14 protein-coding genes are annotated in these 19472 nt (G+C 41.4%); 5 read left to right on the forward strand and 9 right to left on the reverse strand.

The genetic code is table 11. The features are described from left to right. Positions 1-26 precede the first annotated feature (26 nt). The 3 genes from P2G54_RS09750 to P2G54_RS09760 all read right to left on the reverse strand — a co-directional run bounded on the left by P2G54_RS09750 (position 27) and on the right by P2G54_RS09760 (position 4607). Positions 27-2387 (reverse strand): ABC transporter permease, encoded by a 2361-nt coding sequence (locus P2G54_RS09750; RefSeq protein ID WP_275870581.1) that lies wholly within the window; start codon positions 2385-2387, stop codon positions 27-29. A gap of 252 nt (positions 2388-2639) precedes the next feature. Then, complete coding sequence (locus tag P2G54_RS09755; protein WP_275870582.1) at positions 2640-3338, reverse strand: ABC transporter ATP-binding protein; 699 nt, start codon at positions 3336-3338, stop codon at positions 2640-2642. An 18-nt stretch (positions 3339-3356) separates the two neighbouring features. After that, positions 3357-4607, reverse strand: a complete 1251-nt coding sequence (locus tag P2G54_RS09760) for an efflux RND transporter periplasmic adaptor subunit (protein ID WP_275870584.1) — start codon at positions 4605-4607, stop codon at positions 3357-3359. Positions 4608-4936: 329 nt separating this feature from the next. Between P2G54_RS09760 and P2G54_RS09765 the strand changes: the two genes are divergently transcribed. The 3 genes from P2G54_RS09765 to P2G54_RS09775 all read left to right on the forward strand — a co-directional run bounded on the left by P2G54_RS09765 (position 4937) and on the right by P2G54_RS09775 (position 8308). Beyond that, positions 4937-6325, forward strand: coding sequence for a sigma-54 dependent transcriptional regulator (locus P2G54_RS09765; protein WP_275870585.1), 1389 nt, complete (start codon positions 4937-4939; stop codon positions 6323-6325). After that, a complete protein-coding gene (locus tag P2G54_RS09770; RefSeq protein WP_275870587.1) occupies positions 6315-7667 on the forward strand; it encodes an ATP-binding protein in 1353 nt (450 codons plus the stop codon). The genes P2G54_RS09765 and P2G54_RS09770 overlap by 11 nt, the downstream gene beginning before the upstream one ends. A gap of 122 nt (positions 7668-7789) precedes the next feature. After that, complete coding sequence (locus tag P2G54_RS09775; RefSeq protein ID WP_275870589.1) at positions 7790-8308, forward strand: hypothetical protein; 519 nt, start codon at positions 7790-7792, stop codon at positions 8306-8308. Between the two features lie 60 nt (positions 8309-8368). On the opposite strand, the gene P2G54_RS09780 is transcribed toward P2G54_RS09775, so the two are convergent. The 5 genes from P2G54_RS09780 to P2G54_RS09800 form a co-directional block, all read right to left on the reverse strand. After that, a complete protein-coding gene (locus tag P2G54_RS09780) occupies positions 8369-10780 on the reverse strand; it encodes a TonB-dependent receptor (RefSeq protein WP_275870591.1) in 2412 nt (803 codons plus the stop codon). Positions 10781-10875: 95 nt separating this feature from the next. Beyond that, on the reverse strand, positions 10876-11442 hold the full coding sequence (locus P2G54_RS09785) for a hypothetical protein (RefSeq protein ID WP_275870592.1): 567 nt from the start codon (positions 11440-11442) through the stop codon (positions 10876-10878). 86 nt (positions 11443-11528) lie between these two features. Further along, complete coding sequence (gene bglX, locus P2G54_RS09790) at positions 11529-13814, reverse strand: beta-glucosidase BglX (protein ID WP_275870594.1); 2286 nt, start codon at positions 13812-13814, stop codon at positions 11529-11531. 144 nt (positions 13815-13958) lie between these two features. Beyond that, on the reverse strand, positions 13959-16136 hold the full coding sequence (locus P2G54_RS09795) for an acylase (RefSeq protein ID WP_275870596.1): 2178 nt from the start codon (positions 16134-16136) through the stop codon (positions 13959-13961). Between the two features lie 78 nt (positions 16137-16214). Then, positions 16215-17105 (reverse strand): aldo/keto reductase, encoded by an 891-nt coding sequence (locus tag P2G54_RS09800; protein ID WP_275870598.1) that lies wholly within the window; start codon positions 17103-17105, stop codon positions 16215-16217. Positions 17106-17237: 132 nt separating this feature from the next. Here P2G54_RS09800 and pfkA point away from each other — a divergent pair, with 132 nt between their 5' ends. Together pfkA and P2G54_RS09810 are read left to right on the forward strand one after the other, a co-directional pair. Next, positions 17238-18212, forward strand: coding sequence for a 6-phosphofructokinase (pfkA, locus tag P2G54_RS09805; RefSeq protein WP_275870600.1), 975 nt, complete (start codon positions 17238-17240; stop codon positions 18210-18212). Between the two features lies 1 nt (position 18213). Continuing rightward, positions 18214-18549: a hypothetical protein gene (locus P2G54_RS09810; protein ID WP_275870602.1), complete on the forward strand. Its 336-nt coding sequence runs from the start codon at positions 18214-18216 to the stop codon at positions 18547-18549. On the opposite strand, the gene miaA is transcribed toward P2G54_RS09810, so the two are convergent. Further along, on the reverse strand, positions 18537-19445 hold the full coding sequence (gene miaA / locus P2G54_RS09815; protein WP_275870604.1) for a tRNA (adenosine(37)-N6)-dimethylallyltransferase MiaA: 909 nt from the start codon (positions 19443-19445) through the stop codon (positions 18537-18539). The two genes, P2G54_RS09810 and miaA, sit on opposite strands and share 13 nt — an antisense overlap. Positions 19446-19472 lie beyond the last annotated feature (27 nt).

The raw sequence follows: 19472 nt of genomic DNA on the forward strand, positions 1-19472 counted from the left end.
TCCCAATTCATGCTTTACTACTCTTCTTATTCACTGCGAAGAGAAGTCACCGGGTTAGCAGTGGCAGCTTTGAAAGCCTGATACCCCACTGTCAAAAGTGAGATCAGTACCAATACCAATCCAGCACCGGCAAAAATCCACCAGTTCAAATCCGTCCTAAACGCATAGCTTTCCAACCAGATATTGGAAAAATACCAAGCAATAGGAGATGCAATGACAATTGAAATTAGAATCAAGCCCACAAAATCTCTGGACACCAAAGACAAAATCCCAAAGGTTGATGCTCCCATTACTTTGCGTACACCGATTTCCTTTTTCCTCTTCTCTGCTGTAAATGCAGCCAATCCAAACAATCCCAAGCAGGAAAGGAAAATGGCAGAAGCACCGAAATAGTTGGCAAGTTTGAGTGTTCTCTGTTCGGATGCATAGAGGCTCTGATAATCCTCATCCATGAATTTGTAATTCAAGGTTTGACCGGAGATACCTTCATAGACTTGACTAATTCCGGCAATGGTTTGAGCTTGATTTTCGGATTCTATCCGAATCAGGATTTTTTGGGCAAAATCCGAGTCGTATTTCAGAAAAGCCGGCTTGACTGTTTCTTTCAAGGACTCAAAATGAAAATCCTTGATCACTCCAATTACCTCCATATCATTACCCCAAAGGTTAACGATCTGACCTACAGGATCCAGAAAACCAATGGTTTTTACAGCGGCTTCATTGAGGATGATTTTGCTTTGTTCCTCTCCGAAATCAGGTGAAAAGGACCTTCCTTGAAGAATCTGAAATCCCATAGTCTCAATGAGTCCCATATTGACTGTAATATTCTCAAATTTTATTTGATCTTCAGGATCTTTTCCATCCCAACTTAAACCAATGGTAGAACTTGACAAACCCACCAATGGATGAGAAAGACTTGAGGCATTGGAAACACCGGGAACAGTTTTTACCTGCTCCAATAAGGCCTCCAATTTTTGCGGATCTACTGAGGAGGAATTGAGTTCCAACAAATGAGCTTGATCATATCCCAAGTTTTGGCTTTGTACAAAAGACATCTGCTTCCCTAAAACAGCGATTCCAATGATCAATAGCAAGGAAATTCCAAATTGAAAAACAACCAGTCCTTTTCTGGCCAGGAGCTCTCCGAAACTCCCTTTCACATTGGATTTCATAACTTCCACTGGCTTAAACCTGGATAAATAAACGGCTGGATAAATCCCTGCCATCAATCCGGTTACCACCCAAATTCCAAATAAAATCAGGGTCACATCGAGTTGAAATGCAAGCTCCAAAGATTTGGAAGTAAGTTGATTGAAAAGTGGCTGCAGAAGAAAAGTCGCTAACAATGCCAAAAGCAATGCGAATAAAGATAACATCAGGGACTCTGTGATAAATTGGGTAAAAAGTCCACCCCTGCTGGCACCCATTGACTTCTTTACCCCAATTTCTTTTAAGCGGCTCATGGATCTGGCAGTAGTCAGATTCATGAAATTGATACAGGCGATGAGAAGGATAAATACCGCAATCCCTGAAAATATCCTCACATAGGAAATCCTTCCACCTGCTATCTTTCCCTCTTCATAGCTTCCATAGAGGTAGGTATCTCCAAATGGCTGGACAAAAGCCGAAACATTGGATTGAGCATTCTTGGACTTTATAAAGCCGTGGATTTGCTCATTAAACTGCTCCACATCACTTCCTTTCCTGAGCAAAAGGTGTATTGAGGAGTTAAAATTATCCCAATGTGCACCATCCCCCAGCATTTTTAGAAAGTAAGGGAAAGCCAGTAGGTATTCGGGTTTTCGGATGTCCAAATCACCATAATCCCGATAAACACCCGTCACCTCCACTTCATTTTGAAAATCAAACACCTGCCAGTGAAGTGACTTACCCAACGCCTGGGCCGGACTTCCAAACAACTTGGAGGCAAGTGATTCAGACAATACCACTGAATTAATTCCGGTAAGTGCATTTTCCTTGCTACCGGCTAAAAAATCTATATCAAAAATCCCAAAATAGTCCTGATCAACGAAGTAGCCTTCAGCCTCCATACTGTTCTCACCGCTTTCAAACATCACTCCATCGATGTAAGGAGAAAGTCCAGTAGCCAATTCAACCTGCGGAAACTCTTCCTTTAAGGCCTCTGCCATTGGGGCTGGTGTATAATCAATAGTAATCAGACCATTGGCATTGTTATGATTGGTAAGCACAGAATAGATCCTGTCGATCTTGTTGTGGTATCGATTGATACTGAGTTCATCTTTGACCCAAAACATGATCAAAACAACCGTTGTAAGACCTGTAGTCAGACCAAAAAGATTAATAAGGAAAATGTGCTTGTGCTTCAAAAAGCCCCTAAAGGCCAAAAGAATCTGATGGCGTAACATAACTTGAATTTTTGGATTTTTTCCTTGGGATGTACTTTTAGAAAACGGGAAAAGCCCTAGTAATTGGAATCTGATTTACCGTTAATTTTCAAATCCCATAGGCATAGTCTGACAAGGCATAAGGAAATCCAAGTCTCCCTGATGCCCACCATTCGGTACTGGGGAAGTCTCCACAAATCAGAAACCTTACTCCTTAAACCCAGCAAAACAGGAGTGAACTATCCCTTCTCGCTAAAAATCTAAGGGGTTGAATTATACGTGAAACTGCTCGCGAATATTCTCGGTAACTACCTTACCATCGAAGAGATTGATCACTCTATGCGCATAATTGGCATCATAGGGTGAGTGAGTTACCATCACAATGGTAGTCCCTTCATTATTCAGCTCTTCCAATAGCCTCATCACTTCTTCCCCGTTTTTGGAGTCCAAATTACCAGTAGGTTCATCCGCCAGAATTACAGAAGGCTTGGCAACAATAGCCCGGGCAATAGCCACACGCTGCTGCTGACCTCCGGAAAGTTGCTGAGGAAAGTGATTTCTCCTGTGCATGATATTCATGCGTGTCAAAACTTCCTCTACCCTTTTTTTTCGTTCATCGGCAGGAATCTTCAAATACAGAAGGGGCAACTCCACATTTTCAAATACTGTAAGTTCATCGATCAAATTGAAGCTTTGAAAAACAAAGCCAATATTTCCTTTTCTGAGGGAAGAGCGCTGTCTTTCAGAAAATTTAGAGACTTCCTGGTCCAAGAAATAATAAGCTCCTTCATCGGGGTTGTCCAAAAGTCCTATAATGTTTAGCAAGGTGGATTTTCCACAGCCGGATGGACCCATAATAGCTACAAACTCACCTTTTTTAACTTCAATTTGGATTCCGTCCAAGGCGGTTGTTTCAACTTCCTCCGTCGTGTACAGTTTCCGGAGATTGACAGTCTTGATTACATTAGTCATGTTTGAGTAGTTAATGGTTTATCTCAGTTCTAATACTTCATTGTTTCCAAAATTCTCATAGCCGGAGACGATGACTTTCTCTCCTTCCACCAATCCTTCCAATACCTCATAGTATTCCGGATTTTTCCTTCCCAGACGGATGGTTCTTTTTTCTGCATTTCCGGTTGTTGGATTGATCACAAATACCCAATTGCCACCGGTATCCTTGAAAAATCCTCCAGTTGGCAAAAGCAAACTCTGCTCACTATCTCCCAATTCCAAGCGAATCCTCACACTTTGTCCTCTACGGATTCCCTGAGGACTTTCCCCCGTAAAAGCCATATCCACCTCAAATCGTCCATTAGTGATCGTTGGATACAGTTTTATGATTTCAAGTTCATGTTCCTGGCCACTTAGTGTAAACTTCCCTCTTAAACCTTTTCCTATACGAGGCAGATACAATTCATCAATTGGTACTCTCACCTTAAATTCATCCAGAATATCTATTTGTCCATATCTCTGCCCTGAGTTGATGGCCTGTCCTATTTCAATTTGTTCCATAGCCAGCTGTCCAGCAATTGGAGCAGTGATGACAAGGTTATTTAAAATTCTCCCTACTCCGTTTAGAGAAGCTTGCATGCGGTTCTCGGACTGACGAAGTTGATTCAATTGGATAGATCGGGCTATCGAATCATTTTTATAAGAAGTATAGGTGAGTTTCCTGCGCTTCAGGTTGTATTCATATTGCTCTTTGACTTCCTCAAACTCACGATCAGAAACCAGTTTCTTTTCATGAAGCTCCTTGAAACGTTGGTATTGGGGCTCTAGCAAACTGATTTGATAATCTATTTCTGCCAATTGGCCCTGCTGGTTCAAATCATTTTGATCCAAGAGCAGACGGGTCTGCCGAAGATTATTGATTTGCTCATAAAGCATAGTTTCCCTTTGCATCACATCCAATTGAAGATTGGAATTAGTCAGAGCCAAAATCGTATCTCCCCTTTCAACCAAAGCACCTGACTCCCGAACTACATTTGCCACCATTCCCCCCTCTATCGCATCCAGATAAAAAGTCTGTGCCGGTTCAATTTGACCAGAAACCAAAATGTAATCTGTAAACTCCCCAGTTTTAACCGAGGCAATACTCAACCTGTCCTCTTCCACGTTCATCGTAGAGCGATGATCTGCAAAGCCCAATTGGTAAACAACTCCGGCAAGCAAAACGACTCCGCCAAATCCCCACGCAATCCGTTTCAGGGTCCAAGTCTTCTTTTCAATTTTTCTATCCATATTACTAATGCCATCATTCTTTGGCTATTCCTTTTATGCCAAATGATGTGCCATGAAGAAAAAGGCTTTTTGAGGGCTTTTTGCAGGTTTTACAAAAAATGGCACCTACAAGTCTCGAACAATTTCGTCCGCCAGCGAACAAAGATGAATCAAACTGAATTTTTTATTCTTAACTTTTGATGACGGGGAATGTAAAAAAAACCGGTCAAAAACGTCCGAAAATGACCCTTTTTTGAAATTTACGCCTCATAAAATATTTCGGCAGGCTTTTGGAACAAAGGATTGCATCTGAAAAAAGGACAATTAATTCATGATTTAAACCATTTATAATGAACGAGCAAAGAATTGGTAAAATCCTGATCATAGATGACAATGAAGATCTTCTAAAAGCAGCGAAAATTTTTTTGAAAAGGCATTTTGCACAAGTAGATACAGAGACCAATCCGGACCTGATTCCTATCCTTATTCATAATGAACAATATGATGTCATCTTGTTAGATATGAATTTCACTAAAGATGTGAGTTCGGGACAGGAAGGCTTTTATTGGTTGGACCGAATTCTGGAACTTGACCCCTCTGCAGTGGTAGTATTGATCACAGCCTATGGGGATGTCAACCTAGCCGTAAAAGCGATAAAAGAAGGAGCAACAGACTTTGTCCTAAAACCCTGGGAAAACGAACGCCTACTGGCCACACTCAATGCTGCCCTTCAGTTGCGACAGAAAAAATTGGAAATAAACCTCCTAAAAGACCAACAACAAACCCTCCAACAGGATATTGACAATAAATTCAGGGACATTATCGGTCAAAGCCCTTCAATGCAAAAGGTTTTTGAAACCATTGAGCGAGTTGCAAATACAGATGCAAATGTCTTGATTTTAGGAGAAAATGGAACCGGAAAGGAACTGATAGCAAGAGCCATTCATAGGCACTCCAGAAGAAACAGGGAAACTTTTGTGGGTGTGGACCTCGGATCTATTACCCAAACCCTGTTTGAGTCTGAATTATTTGGACATAAAAAAGGCGCATTTACAGATGCTAAAGAAGACAGGGCAGGAAGATTTGAGCAGGCGCACAAAGGAACCCTGTTTTTGGATGAAATCGGAAACCTTCCCTTGCCTTTACAGGCCAAGTTATTGGCAGCTCTTCAAAACCGTCAAGTGACACGGGTTGGTGCCAACCGAGCAGTTGATGTCAATATCAGGTTGATCTCTGCTACAAATATGCCCATTTACGATATGGTCTATGACAACAGCTTCCGTCAAGATCTTTTGTACCGTATCAATACCATTGAAATCCTGCTCCCTCCACTCCGAGAGCGGGTGGATGACATTCCTTTGCTTACGGAACATTTTATTTCTTTCTATTCCAAAAAATACAATAAGGACATTAGAAAAGCATCCGATCCCTTACTCAAGCGAATGTTGAAATACCACTGGCCCGGAAATATCCGGGAACTGCAACATAGCATTGAGCGGGCGGTGATCATGAGCAACCACAACATTCTTCAGCCAGAGGATTTATTTCTTCAAAAAATGAATCAGCCTGAAAAACAGGAAGAAAATGTAAGCTTGGAGCATTTGAACATAGAGGATGTAGAGCGGATTCTGATACGAAAAGCCTTGCAAAAACATAACGGTCATATCACCCGGGCTGCAGAGGAGTTGGGACTGACCAGATCCTCCTTATACAGAAGACTTGAGAAATATGGTCTATAGAAGGTTCTCTGTTGGTATAATCATCCGAATTTTAGGAATAACCCTTTGTTTATTTTTAGGGATATGGCTGCATTTCAGCCAAGGACTTTGGTTGGCCCCCATGATTTTGGGATTAGTGGTGGCGGCTTTGGCGGGTGAAATGATTTATTATGTCAATTCCATCAATCACAAGCTTGCCCGCTTTCTGGATTCAATACGCTTTACCGATTTCTCCTCTTCTTTTTCTTCTGACAGTAAAATGGGAAGCTCATTTCGAGAAGTCAATATGGCTTTCAATGAGGTGATGGAAGCTTTTAAGCAGACTCGTGCAGAAAAAGAAGAGCAAATGCTTTTTCTACAAGTTATTATTCAGCACATCAATACTGGGATTTTGTCTTTCAATTCCCAAGGTAAAATCGGGGTGATCAACAATGCAGCAAAACATCTGCTTCAAATTCCACAGTTCCGGGATATTACGGATTTGGGTAAGCTTTCTCCAACTTTGTTGAAAGAAGTACTTGAGATAAAACCCGGACAGCGGATTTCCTATAAAGTAAACCCGAGTCTTTACCTGATCATCCAGTCCACCTCCCTGAAAATGGAAGGACAAAGTTGGACCTTATTGTCTTTGCAGAATATCAATGCCGAACTTCAGGCAAATGAACTGGAAGCCTGGCAAAACCTGACCAAGGTTCTGCGACATGAAATCATGAATTCCATTACTCCGATTTCCAGTTTGGTAGAATCTCTGCGCACTATTTTGGATGAGGACAGCTATGTGCAGCAGGAAGGCTTCTTGGTCAAAAAAGAAGGTTTTCAGGATATTCAGGAAGGATTGGATACAATTGCCAACCGTAGCAAAGGCTTGGTGAATTTTGTCAATGCCTACAGGGATTACACCAATATCCCTCAGCCCAGGAAAGAGTTAGTTCGAGTTGATTTATTATTTGACCACGTGTATGGGTTGATGAAGGAGGAGTTGAAATCCCAGGAAATTGAATTCATAAAAAAGGTGGAGCCCAAAGAGTTGGAGGTACTTTGTGACCAGGATCAAATCACCATGATCTTGATTAACCTGGTCAAGAATGCCTATGAATCCCTACAAAATCAGTACTCTCCCCAAATTACACTTTCCGCAGTTGGGCAAGGGGATATGGGAACATTAATACATGTAGAAGATAATGGGCCCGGAATTGTTCCAGAGGCATTAGAAAGAATATTTGTACCCTTTTTCACCACAAAAAAAACCGGTTCGGGAATTGGATTGGCCATTTCCAGACAAATCATGAATCTCCATCGGGGAAGTTTGAATGTGTATTCCGAACTTGGAGAAAAAACCGTATTCACACTTTCTTTTAAATAATTTTCTATCCTTCATGGTTTCTTTGATTTTCGAGCCATTAATGGAAAATAAAGAATCCCTATTATTACTTAAAAGCCTCAAAGATTTGTATATTACTACTAGTCAATTAACTAGGTTTGGCCATGAATATCAACCCAAAAATCACAAAGGCTTTTAATCATTTCAAGGGGATTATCCACGCCATAGGCTCTGATGGAGTGGTTACCAGAAATGAATACAATGATTTAAAACTATGGTGCAAAGCCCATGAAGGAATCTGCACTGACCCTCCCTTCAATCTTTTTTATCAGGAGGTAAAAACAATTATTGACACCGGAATAATGACTTCAGAGGAATTGCATGACATGATTGGAATCATGCAGCGTTTTGAATCCAAATTTCAAATTGGAGAAGAATCCAACAGGCATCTCCATTACTTACAAGGCTTATGCTATGGCATTCTCGCCGATGATCAAATCAACAAATATGAGATTGAGCTTCTACAAAAATGGCTGGAAAACAACGGGCATTATTTGGAAAAACCACAGTTCAAACACTTATACGGCTTACTCCTTCAAATGAATGACATCACAGCATTGAATCCCGAGCAGCATAAACTAGTGCGGAATTCACTTACCGAAATCGTGCAAATGGAGGATTGATTGATTCGGAAAAATGAAAGAGCCTGAAGTCTAATCATTGTGAACTTCAGGCTCTTTTTTTTAAAATTTCCCGGTTAGTGAAAGGACCCAATTCCTACCCGGACCGGAAATCCCCGAACTGTAAGAACGATAGCGTTGATCAGTGATATTCTCCAATCCAAGATTAAAAGAAATATACTGGTTCAGAGAATACATCCCTTTGAAATTCAAAGTATACCAAGAAGGAGAATAGTTGTTTCCATTGGCATCTTTGGCGTAAATCTCTGATTTGGAGCGTTCCTCTACAGGCAGTTCATTGAAACTTTTTTCCGCTTGGTAAAAGGCATTAAGTTCTAAGCGAAGTTTCTTTCGACTATAAGTCAACCTACTTACCCCAAACAAAGGAGCAGCATGTCGGGAAGGGCTGATACTTCCATCATCCAATTCCTCCTCTCCTTTTTGGAAATTTAAATCGGATGTGATCCCAAAACCACCTGGCAAATCCACCTCAATACCAGCCTGAACCCCATAAACTCTTGCTACAGCTGCATTCTGAATTGCTTGAACCTGACTCAACTCCCCTTCATATAGAATGCTGTCCAAACCATTCAACTGGTAATTTCTCCGGACGAGGGCATTTTGAAGGTTGGTATAGTAAGCCGTCAAATCCAATTTGACCGTTTCTCCAAGAAGTTTAGCCAGTCCAAAATCGATATTGTAGGCATTTTCAGCCTTGAGATCAGGATTGGGAACAGTAACGCTTCCTGGCTCAGAATCGAAAATTTTACCTATATCATCCACATTGGGCGAACGAAATGCAGTCCCGAAATTGGTACTGATAATCCAACTCTTCGATGGCTTCCATACTGCACCTATACTACCGCTCAACGCTCCGTCGGAAGTATAAGCTTCTGTGAAGGGAAATGGATAATAGGGAAGATTATTGCTAAAATCGGCATCTAGAACAAATACATTGTATCTCAATCCTCCCTGCATGGTTACTTTTTCAGAAATACGATACTCATCATTCACGTAGACACCAAATGATTTCCATGTAGAAATTGGATAACGAGAGGCGCCATTTTCCTCAATGTTGGTTGTAATATCCGTGACATATCCCTTAGAGTTTACATCATCGACCACATATTCAGCTCCGTAAAATAGCGTATGCTTCCCATCCAAGGCCTTCGTGAAATCCCAATTCAATGAATAAGCCTCCACCTTTTCCACTTGGATGCTTCTGATCTTCTTGTTCAATGAGCGGTCAATCCTACTTTCTTCAAAATATTGCTGTGCCAGACGAATGTTCATTCGGTCATACACTTTCGCATTGCCTTGGTGAGTAATGCTCAGGTTATTCATCATCCACTTTTGTGGTCCGTAATCCCATTCTGCATATCGAGGCAATCCATCTCTCAGGCGGTTATGGCGGTCATAACGCCCATATTTTGAAGTTTCTGAATAGTGAAAACCATATTGAAAGTCCCAATTGTCATTTGGCTTAAAGCGAACTTTTTGCATCAAATTAAGCTGGGAATAAGCGGAAGGTACTTGAAGCAAAGGATCTTTTTGCTGGATCACTACATCTTCTCCATTTTGCCTGATCATATGGAAAGGCTTGAGGTAATCTACAGGACCATTGCTTCCCTGTCTCAAGTCATCATAATCCCAATGGCTAACACTTGTAGCTAAGGCCCATTTATCCCAGCCCAAATTCACATCAAAATGTCCCGTCTTTTCCTTATTGGCAGAGGAGTATCTGGTGATAGCATTTCCATTTACCTGAAGTTTGTCAGAACCGGAAAACTTTGGACTCAGGGTCTGAAAACTCATCACCCCTCCTATTGCATCACTACCATAGATCACTGAACCCGGGCCAAAAAACACCTCTGTTTTTTCAATGGCAAAAGGATCTAGGTTGATCACATTCTGAATATTGCCTCCACGAAAGATGGCCGTATTCATACGTACCCCATCTACGGAGTATAATAAGCGATTGGTAGCAAAACCCCGAATCATAGGACTTCCTCCTCCTTGTTGACTCTTTTGAATGTAAACTTTCCCTGAAATCCCTAACAAATCAGCAGCAGTCTGGGGGTTTTGAAAGGCAATGTTTTCTGCTGAAACTGCGGAGATTCGGGAAGGGATGTTCTCGGAACTTTGCACCCAGCGCGTCGCCGAAACCACTGTTTCAGAAAGATTTAGACTACTGGGTTCGAGGAAAAGAACGAAACCCAAATCTTTCAATTCATGATAGGTCTTTACCTGTTTTTTATATCCAAGTAAGCGAAATTCTATTTTTTCACTTGACTCAAACTTAGAAATATCAACCTGACCTTTAACATCGGTATAGGCGAAGTTTTCCGGACTCGAATTGCTGACCAATACCAGCTCTAAAGGAATTCCGGATTCCTTCTCTTTGACTGTCAGTGTTTGGGCATGAGCCATGAAGGCATAACTCAACATCCAACAGACAAAAATCAATCTGTACATTAGAATAAAATTAAGTTAAACGATTTGAATGGGCTTTTGGAAATACAAAACCAGTCCCGAAATAAACACCGGGAAAAAGCCTTTTTAAGGAAAGTTTAACTCAATTTAGGAGGCATAAAAATGGGGGAAACCACCAAAGAGACCCAATTAAAGACGTAAGTAGAAAAATGGCTCTCAGGAGTATCTAAAACGGAAAAAAAATGACCAAAAACAATTGGAAGATAAAGGGTTCTGTAAAAGTTTTGAATGACGTCCAGAGAATCATGGTCCAATGGTCCTTCCCCGAAAAGACTGTTTGAAACCTCCTCTATTTTCTTTTTTAGGGCGGTCTCCTCTTGGTCCCACCAGACTGTATAAATGACGGAGTCCCCTGTTATTTCACTGGAAACGATATCATACATTTCACCGCGGTACTCAAATTCCCTTTCATGTTCCCATCGAAGTTCCTCTTCGCTCTCTTTTCGGGAAAATTTTAAAATCAATAACCTATCCTCCTCTATTCCCTCTTCCAATTTGGCCTTGACTTCGGACTTCACACTTTCCTGACGAAAATGCAATACAGTCAAAATCAATGTCCCCGGTAAGGTCATGAGAATGAGCAGCGATATGGAGATGATTTTAAGATTCACCTGGTCGTAGGAATCCAACAATATCGGACTCAATTCAAAATTTTAAAACCTTCCTTACACTGATCAGCTATTAAATCATTTAAGCATAGATTTTCCGGTTTTGAATAAATAAGGAGCACTCATTCAAAATATAAATCCGCATTCAAGTCACAGGTTGAATCCCCACCTACAAAAAGCTTAAATTGACCGCCCTCTACTACCCAATCACCAAAATTGGTATAGAATCCCAAACTTTGTTCACTGATGGTAAATTTCACCAGTTTGGATTCACCTGGTTCCAGTTCGATTTGTTGGAAACCCTTCAATTCCCGAACAGGTCGACTGATCGAAGCCACCATATCACGGATATATAGTTGAACTGTTTCTTTTCCTTTAAGCTTTCCTGTATTCTTCACCAAAACACTCAATTCAATTTCCCCGCCCTTTGAAAGCCGATCGGAACTCAACTTTAAATCTTGATATTCAAAGGAAGTGTAACTCAATCCATAGCCAAATGGAAACAATGGTTCATTTGGAGAATCAATGTAATGAGACCAAAAAACCACATTATTGCCTGGATTGGTCGGTCTACCGGTATTTTTATAGTTATAGTAAATCGGAACTTGTCCCACATTTCTGGGAAAAGTCATGGGGAGTTTACCACTAGGATTATAATCTCCATGCAGTACAGAAGCAATGGCATGCCCACTTTCACTTCCCAAGTGCCAGGCTTCAACAATGGCTGGAATATGATTTGCTGCCCATTCAATAGCTAAAGGTCGACCATTCATCAAAACCAAAACGATGTTTTGGTTGACTTTATAAACCTCTTCCAACAACTCTTGCTGCAAACCGGGCAGCCCCAAATCCGCACGGCTTCTCGCCTCTCCTGATTGGAAACCATTTTCTCCCAATACCATTACCACAACATCAGCCTCCTTAGCCATGCTAACAGCTTCAGATAGACCATCCCTGTTATCAGTGTTTATTTTTACTTCAATGGCAAAGTTCGGTGTTCCTTCCACCAACACAGGGCCTTCTGCATATCGAATTTCATTTTCACCGAGAGCATTCAGCCCTTCCAAAACTGAAACAGCTGAATTGGGTTCAACCATCGCTCTCCAACTTCCCAAGGGACTATCCTTATCCTTGGCCAAAGAACCTATCAATGCAATGGTTTTTCCCTTTTTTGGAAGGGGAAGCAGATTTCCTTCATTTTTCAAAAGGACAATTGACTTTTGTGCCATATCTAAGGAAGCCCTTTTAATTTGATCACTTCCAACAATATCTCTTTCCCTTTCTGGGTCACAATAGCGATAAGGGTCCTCAAAAAGTCCCAATTCAAACTTTATTCTTAAAATCCTTCTTACCGCATCATCAATATCGCTTTCCTTGACTTTCCCTTCCCGTACCAAATCAACTAAATGCTCCACATACAAGACGGATTCCATATCCATATCAGATCCTGCATTTGCCGCAATTTGTGCTGCTTGCTTTCCATCTCGAGCTACCCCATGTGGGATCATTTCAGCAATTGATCCCCAATCCGATACCACAAAGCCATCAAACTCCCATTTTCCTTTTAATATTTCACGCTGAAGAAATGAGTTTCCAGTAGCAGGAATTCCATTCAGCACATTAAAGGAATTCATAAAAGTCCTCACATTGGCATCCAAAGTTGCCCTGAATGGAGGAAATATTTCATTGTATAAAGTGGAGGTTCCCACATCTACGGTATTGTAATCTCGGCCTGATTCTGAAAATCCGTATCCTGCAAAGTGCTTTGCTGTAGCTATAATCGTATGAGGTTGGGAAAGGTCATCCCCCTGAAAGCCTTTTACACGTTCAAAGGCAATCCTGCTTCCCAAATAAGGATCTTCCCCAGCTCCTTCCATCACTCTGCCCCATCGGGCGTCCCGGGAAACATCTACCATTGGAGCAAAAGTCCAATGGATTCCAGCAGCACTTGCTTCCAAGGCTGCCATCTCTGCAGATTTTCTAATCGCATTCATATCCCAACTTGCCGCCTCAGCAAGAGGGATTGGGCTCAAGGTTTTAAAACCGTGAATTACATCATATCCAATGATCAAAGGAATCCCAAGCCTGGTTTCCTCCACCGCTATTCGTTGCACTGTACGGACATTTTCAACACCAGTTACATTGAGCATGGATCCGACCCATCCCTTTCGCAGATGTTCATATTTTCTTGCAGCATCCCCATCCTGAGGAGCTGGGCCTGTCACTTCCCAAAATCCATTATACTGATTCATTTGACCAACTTTTTCCTCCAAAGTCATCAAAGCCAGCAAGGAATCCACACGGGATTCTATCGAAACATCTTTTTGGATTGTTGAAGTCGGGTGCTGGAATCGGAAGGAAACAAAGAGGAACAACAGGGATACAAAAGCTATACTGAAGTATTTCATAACGTATGGGGTTTTGCCTAACTCTCGAGTACCTTCAAAAAGAAAGAAGGTACACCAAGGTACCCCCTCTTTCCAATAGTTTACCAATCAATAATTAGTTGAAATCCTGACAATTATCAGTTTAAATTAAAAAAACTTTCAGCATCATCTATTTCCGGGATGATATCTCTCCTCCGCTTTAGCTTCCACATCCTCTTTATAGAAAGCCACTTCTTTGAAATTTGCATCGGCATACCGTTGGGCTTGATCCAGAAAATGTGGAGAATCAGGATGCCCACTTTGACCTCCTGCCAAAATACTTTTTGCACGGACTTTTTCACCAAACTCCACTACGGCGACAAAACTGTTTCCAGAGCTTCCATAAAGTCTTTTTGTACCCTCTTTGATACTGGAACCATAGCTTGCCAATGCTCCCCAACGTCCGGAACCCAAACCAATTGGAATATATGGTTTATCATCGTCATATTTCAGATCAATATCTCCTGTAAGCCTCTGAAACCGGTTCACTTCTCCCCATGGCACATTCCAATTTCCAAAATCTGCAGTCATTTGATCTATGGTTTCCTCAAACACCTCCAGCATTTCCTTTTGCACCTCAGGTTCTGAATGTTCCGCTAATTTTTCATTCTCCACCAAATCAAAAAGGTTTCTAAATTTCTGCTGGTAATTCATCCCATAAAAATGGGCAAGACTCATCGCTACAGATTCTTTGGAGGTTCGGAAATCCCAAGCCTTCAGAACCCCAATGGCCTCTGCCAATTCATTCGATCCACCTTGATTTTCAAATGCGGATACCAATGGAGGAATCAAACGCTCAAATGCGGGAATAAAGGGATCATATGCCAACTCCTGAAAACTATCCAATGTCAAATCATGGGCATCTTGAAGAACTTTGACCGCATGAATACCTCTAAAATTCTCTCTATCCGGAGCCATGTAAACCGGATAATCTTCTTGTTTTGGACTGAACTCACCAGCTGCTGTAAATGGGGTTGAATTACAATTTTGAATCCAACCGGTTTCTGGATTTAATAGGTGAATACTTTCATCCACAGTATGAAGCCCTTGCCAGTCTGTAGCCGGATTTGAACCATCAACTGGTTTTGAAAAATCAAACTCTGCATTCCTTCGAGGGATGAAGTTCCCGTGGAAATAGGCAATATTCCCTTCCGAATCCGCAAAAACCGTATTATTTGAAGAATTGGTACGGATATCCATCATCGCCCGAAACTCTTGGTAGTTATTCAATTTTGTCCTGGTAAAACTTTGGATCAAAGCATTCACGGGGTCCCAGTTAATTTTTGTAGCTACCCATTTTCCGTCCAACATATGGGTAATGGGCCCGTGATGAGTTCTGTAAAAGGTAAATTCCTTTTCTCCAATGGCATCCCCCTCCTTATATTTCAGCTTGATTTTTTGGGATTGCACATCCCTAAATTCCTCCCCGTATTTGTATTGAATTTTCCCTTCCTGTTCAACGATTTCTTCCTGAAACTCATCGATAAAATCCACAAAAGTGGAAGTATGAATCCAGCCGGTTTTTTCATTGAATCCCTGATAGACAAAGAACTGTCCCCAGGTAACTGCCCCGTAGGCATTTAAACCTTCTTCACTAACTACGTGAACTTCTGGGCGGAAATAAAATGAAGTATGAGGGTTGATCAGAAGCATGGCATTCCCTGATTGGGTTAATTTCCCTGAAACCGCAATTCCATTAGAACCTTTTGGTTCCTCATAGGGATCCGGATGTACTAAACCATCACCAAAGTCCGACATGGACAAAGCTTTATTTTCCTCATAAAAGGCTTGGATTCTTTCTGTGGAAATCCGCTCAATATCCCCACCAATTGAACCTTCAAAAAAGTACATGGGGAACCAGGGTTCATAATGGGTAATTACTTGTGGTTTTACTTCCGGATGTGTAGCCAAATAATAATTGATCCCATCTGCGAAGCCTTGACACAATTCTTTCAACCAATCAGGAGCTGATTGAAATGCCGCAATGGCTTCATCCTCGGTCATATACATCCGGGCACGAAGATCACTATAAATAGACTTTTCTCCTTCCAACTCTGCCAGGCGCCCTATAGCCCAGACATAATTTCTCTCAACCCTACGGAAGTCATCCTCACATTGGGCATATAAAAGCCCAAAAACAGCATCCGCGTCGGTTTTTCCATAAATATGTGGAACACCAAAATCATCTCTGATAATTTCTACATTTTGGGCACGAGCTTCCATTCTCTCCTCCTCAGATTGGGGCGAGGATTGGCAGGAATAAATCCAAAAAGGCAACAGATAAAGGAATAATCTCTTTTTCATAGTATGTTTATTTCTTAAGGAGGGGTGTAAATAGCGAAGGAAAATACAAGAAAACGCTTGCCAGGACAATCCGAATTTTTAGCGGTGTTCGTGATAGTTATTAGCGGGCAATTTTCTTCTTAACTGAGAAATGAATTCAGGTGAAATTGAAAAACCTTCCTCCCACGCTATAAAAATTTGTTCGATTTGTTGTACCGAGCTGGCTCCTATTACCAAGGAAGCAACCGCTTTTTGATCCAAACCAAAACGGATTAAAACAGCCTCCGGAGAATATCCATGGGACTGAATTTCCTTCCTAAAAGAAACCACTTTCTCAGCATTGTAATTTAAATAAGGCCGTTCAGGTTTATTAATGAGCATTCCCTTTGCCAAAGCTCCTCTAACCAAAACCCGGGTCTTGGATTGCTCCAGTACAGGAAACACCGTTTCTTCTGGTCGCCTATCCAAAGGGTTGTATTGCATCATAAAGGTTACTGGCGGATTCATTTCCATAACTTTTCGGATCACATTGGGACGGATAGAAGAGATACCAAAAGCCCGGATTTTACCCTGAGTTTTCAACAGTTCAAATGCTTCAAGAGTCTCTTCCCATGGATCATCCAAGGTACCTCCATGCAATTGATAGAGATCAATGTAATCCGTTTGAAGTCTTTTTAGACTTTTCTCCACTGCTTCCAAAATGTACTTTTTGCTGGGATTCCAGTCCCAGCCGCTCCCATCTTCTCTTATTTGATTTCCCACTTTGGTAGCTAGGATCAAATCCTTTCGCCGGGATTGAATGGCAAAACCAACCGATTCTTCATTCAGTCCATTCTGATACAAATCAGCCGTATCCAGCATTGTAATTCCACCAGCAATGGCTGCATCAATGATGTTTAAATCGCTTCTTTTATCCCCTGAAAGAGACATACAGCCCAACGCAATTTGAGAAACTTCAAAATTGGCCAAGGGTAATTTCACTTTTTCCATTTGATTTTCAGCAGGTTGACATCTTCAAACAATCTGAATTAGAAGAAGAGGTTTTTTTTACAGTTTAATAATTCAAGAAACTACTGCATTCCTTCTTAAATCCCTATTTTTGGGTGCTTAAAACCTATGAAAATGAAAAAAATTGCTGTTTTCACTTCTGGAGGAGATAGTCCGGGAATGAATGCCTGCATTCGGGCAGTAGTTCGAACTGCCATCTATAAAGGACTTGAAGTATACGGAATCAGCCGTGGGTATGAGGGAATGATTGATGGAGACATCAAGCGTATGCACTCCCATTCGGTGAGTAATATCGTTCAGCGCGGCGGTACTATTTTGAAGTCCGCCAGATCTATGGAATTCCGAACTCCCGAAGGCAGAAAAAAAGCCTACGACAATCTAACTAAGCTTGGAATCGAAGGTATCGTTGCTATTGGTGGAGACGGTACTTTCACCGGGGCAAAAGTTTTCTTTGAGGAATTCGGAATCCCGACCATTGGCTGTCCCGGAACAATAGACAACGATCTATATGGCACCGATTATACCATTGGGTTTGATACTGCGGTCAATACTGCTTTGGAAGCAATCGATAAAATCAGAGATACAGCTGCCGCTCATGACCGAATATTCTTTATTGAGGTAATGGGAAGAGATGCAGGATTTATTGCGGTAGAATCCGGTATTGGTGGCGGAGCTGAGTTTGTGATGGTACCTGAAACAAAAACGGACCTCAACAATGTCGTTAAATCCCTGAAAAACCTTAGAAAAACCAAAACCTCCTCCATCATTGTGGTGGCTGAAGGTGATGATGAAGGCAATGCGGAGACCATCATGAAGAAGGTCAAAGAAAAAATAAAAGATTCCCACAAAGAATTCAAGGTAACAACCCTAGGTCATATTCAAAGAGGAGGAAATCCTACAGCCCGTGACCGTGTATTGGCAAGCCGATGCGGAATGGCAGCAGTGGAAGGACTTTTGTTGGGACATCAATATCATATGGCCGGTGTAATGAACCAAGAAGTCGTTTATACGCCTTTTGCTGATTGTATCGGAAAAACCAAGCCTTTGATCAAGGATCATTTAAAACTAATCGAAATTCTAAGCATATAAAATGGGCTATATCCCTGTATTTGTAACTGTAACGGCTGCCTGCATCCTGTTTTTTCTGACGGTGAAAAACTCCCTTCAGAAAAAACTGAACAGGCAGGGAGAACTACATGCTCAACTCAGGAATCTTCTTCCCGAATTGGAAACTGAAGAAAGCGAGATTTCTGACCCTGAAATCATAATTGAAAAACTGAAGTTGAAAAAAACAGAGAAAAAACTTCTCTCTGATGCCCTCAAAATAATCAGAGAGCTTAAAATCAATAGACTCCAGTACAACCAACTGATCAAAAAAGCCCCTTACAATTGGGTGGCAAAAATCAGTGGATTTCAGGCAATCTGACTTTCAATCCATTCCAAAATTTCTTTTTCCTGACTGGGATGGAACCATTGGATTTCTTGGTCTCTTCGAAACCAGGTCATCTGTCGCTTGGCATAGCGTCTGGAATTTCTTTTCAGGAGACGATCGGCTTCTTTCTTATCATATTTCCCCTCCAAATACCCAAAAATTTCCTGATATCCCACTGTTTGGAGAGCGTTAAGATTTCTCTTGTCAAAAAACTGCGCAGCTTCCTCAAACAGCCCTGCTTCAATCATTTGATCCATTCTCAGGTCTATTCTTTGGTATAATTCTTCCCTGTCCCTAGTCAAACCTACTTTGATGATCTTGAAAGGTCTTTGGACAATAGTCTTTCTTCTAAAACTGCTGAAAGGCATGCCCGTACCCCGGTAAACTTCCAAGGCTCTCATTAATCTTTGTGGATTTTGAACATCTACCTGACTGTAGTATTCTGGGTCCAATCGCTGCACTTCTTTCTGCAAAAACTCCAATCCCTTCTGTTCGTACTCTTGAATCAATTGGGAACGAATCTCGGGATCAATATCAGGGATTTCATCAAAGCCCCTCGTGATGGCATCCGCAAAAAGCCCCGACCCACCAGTCATGATGACAACCTGATGCTTTTGGAACAAATGATCCAAAATCAACAATGCATCTTCTTCAAATTTTTTCACATCATAGTCCTCCTCAATGGAAAGACTATTGATCAAATGATGAGGCACTTCTGACAACTCTTTCGGGCTTGGCTTGGCGGTTCCCAAATTCAATTCCCTATAAAACTGCCTGCTATCGCAAGAGACAATTTCTGTATTGAATTTTTTGGCTAGATTTAAACACAAATCCGTTTTACCTACGGCGGTCGGCCCAACAACAAGTATCAAATAAGTAGAATTAGACAAAGGCGTATATCTTAAGCTGAAATTCAA

Source organism: Algoriphagus sp. CAU 1675 (genome assembly GCF_029222925.1).
Lineage (GTDB): Bacteria > Bacteroidota > Bacteroidia > Cytophagales > Cyclobacteriaceae > Algoriphagus.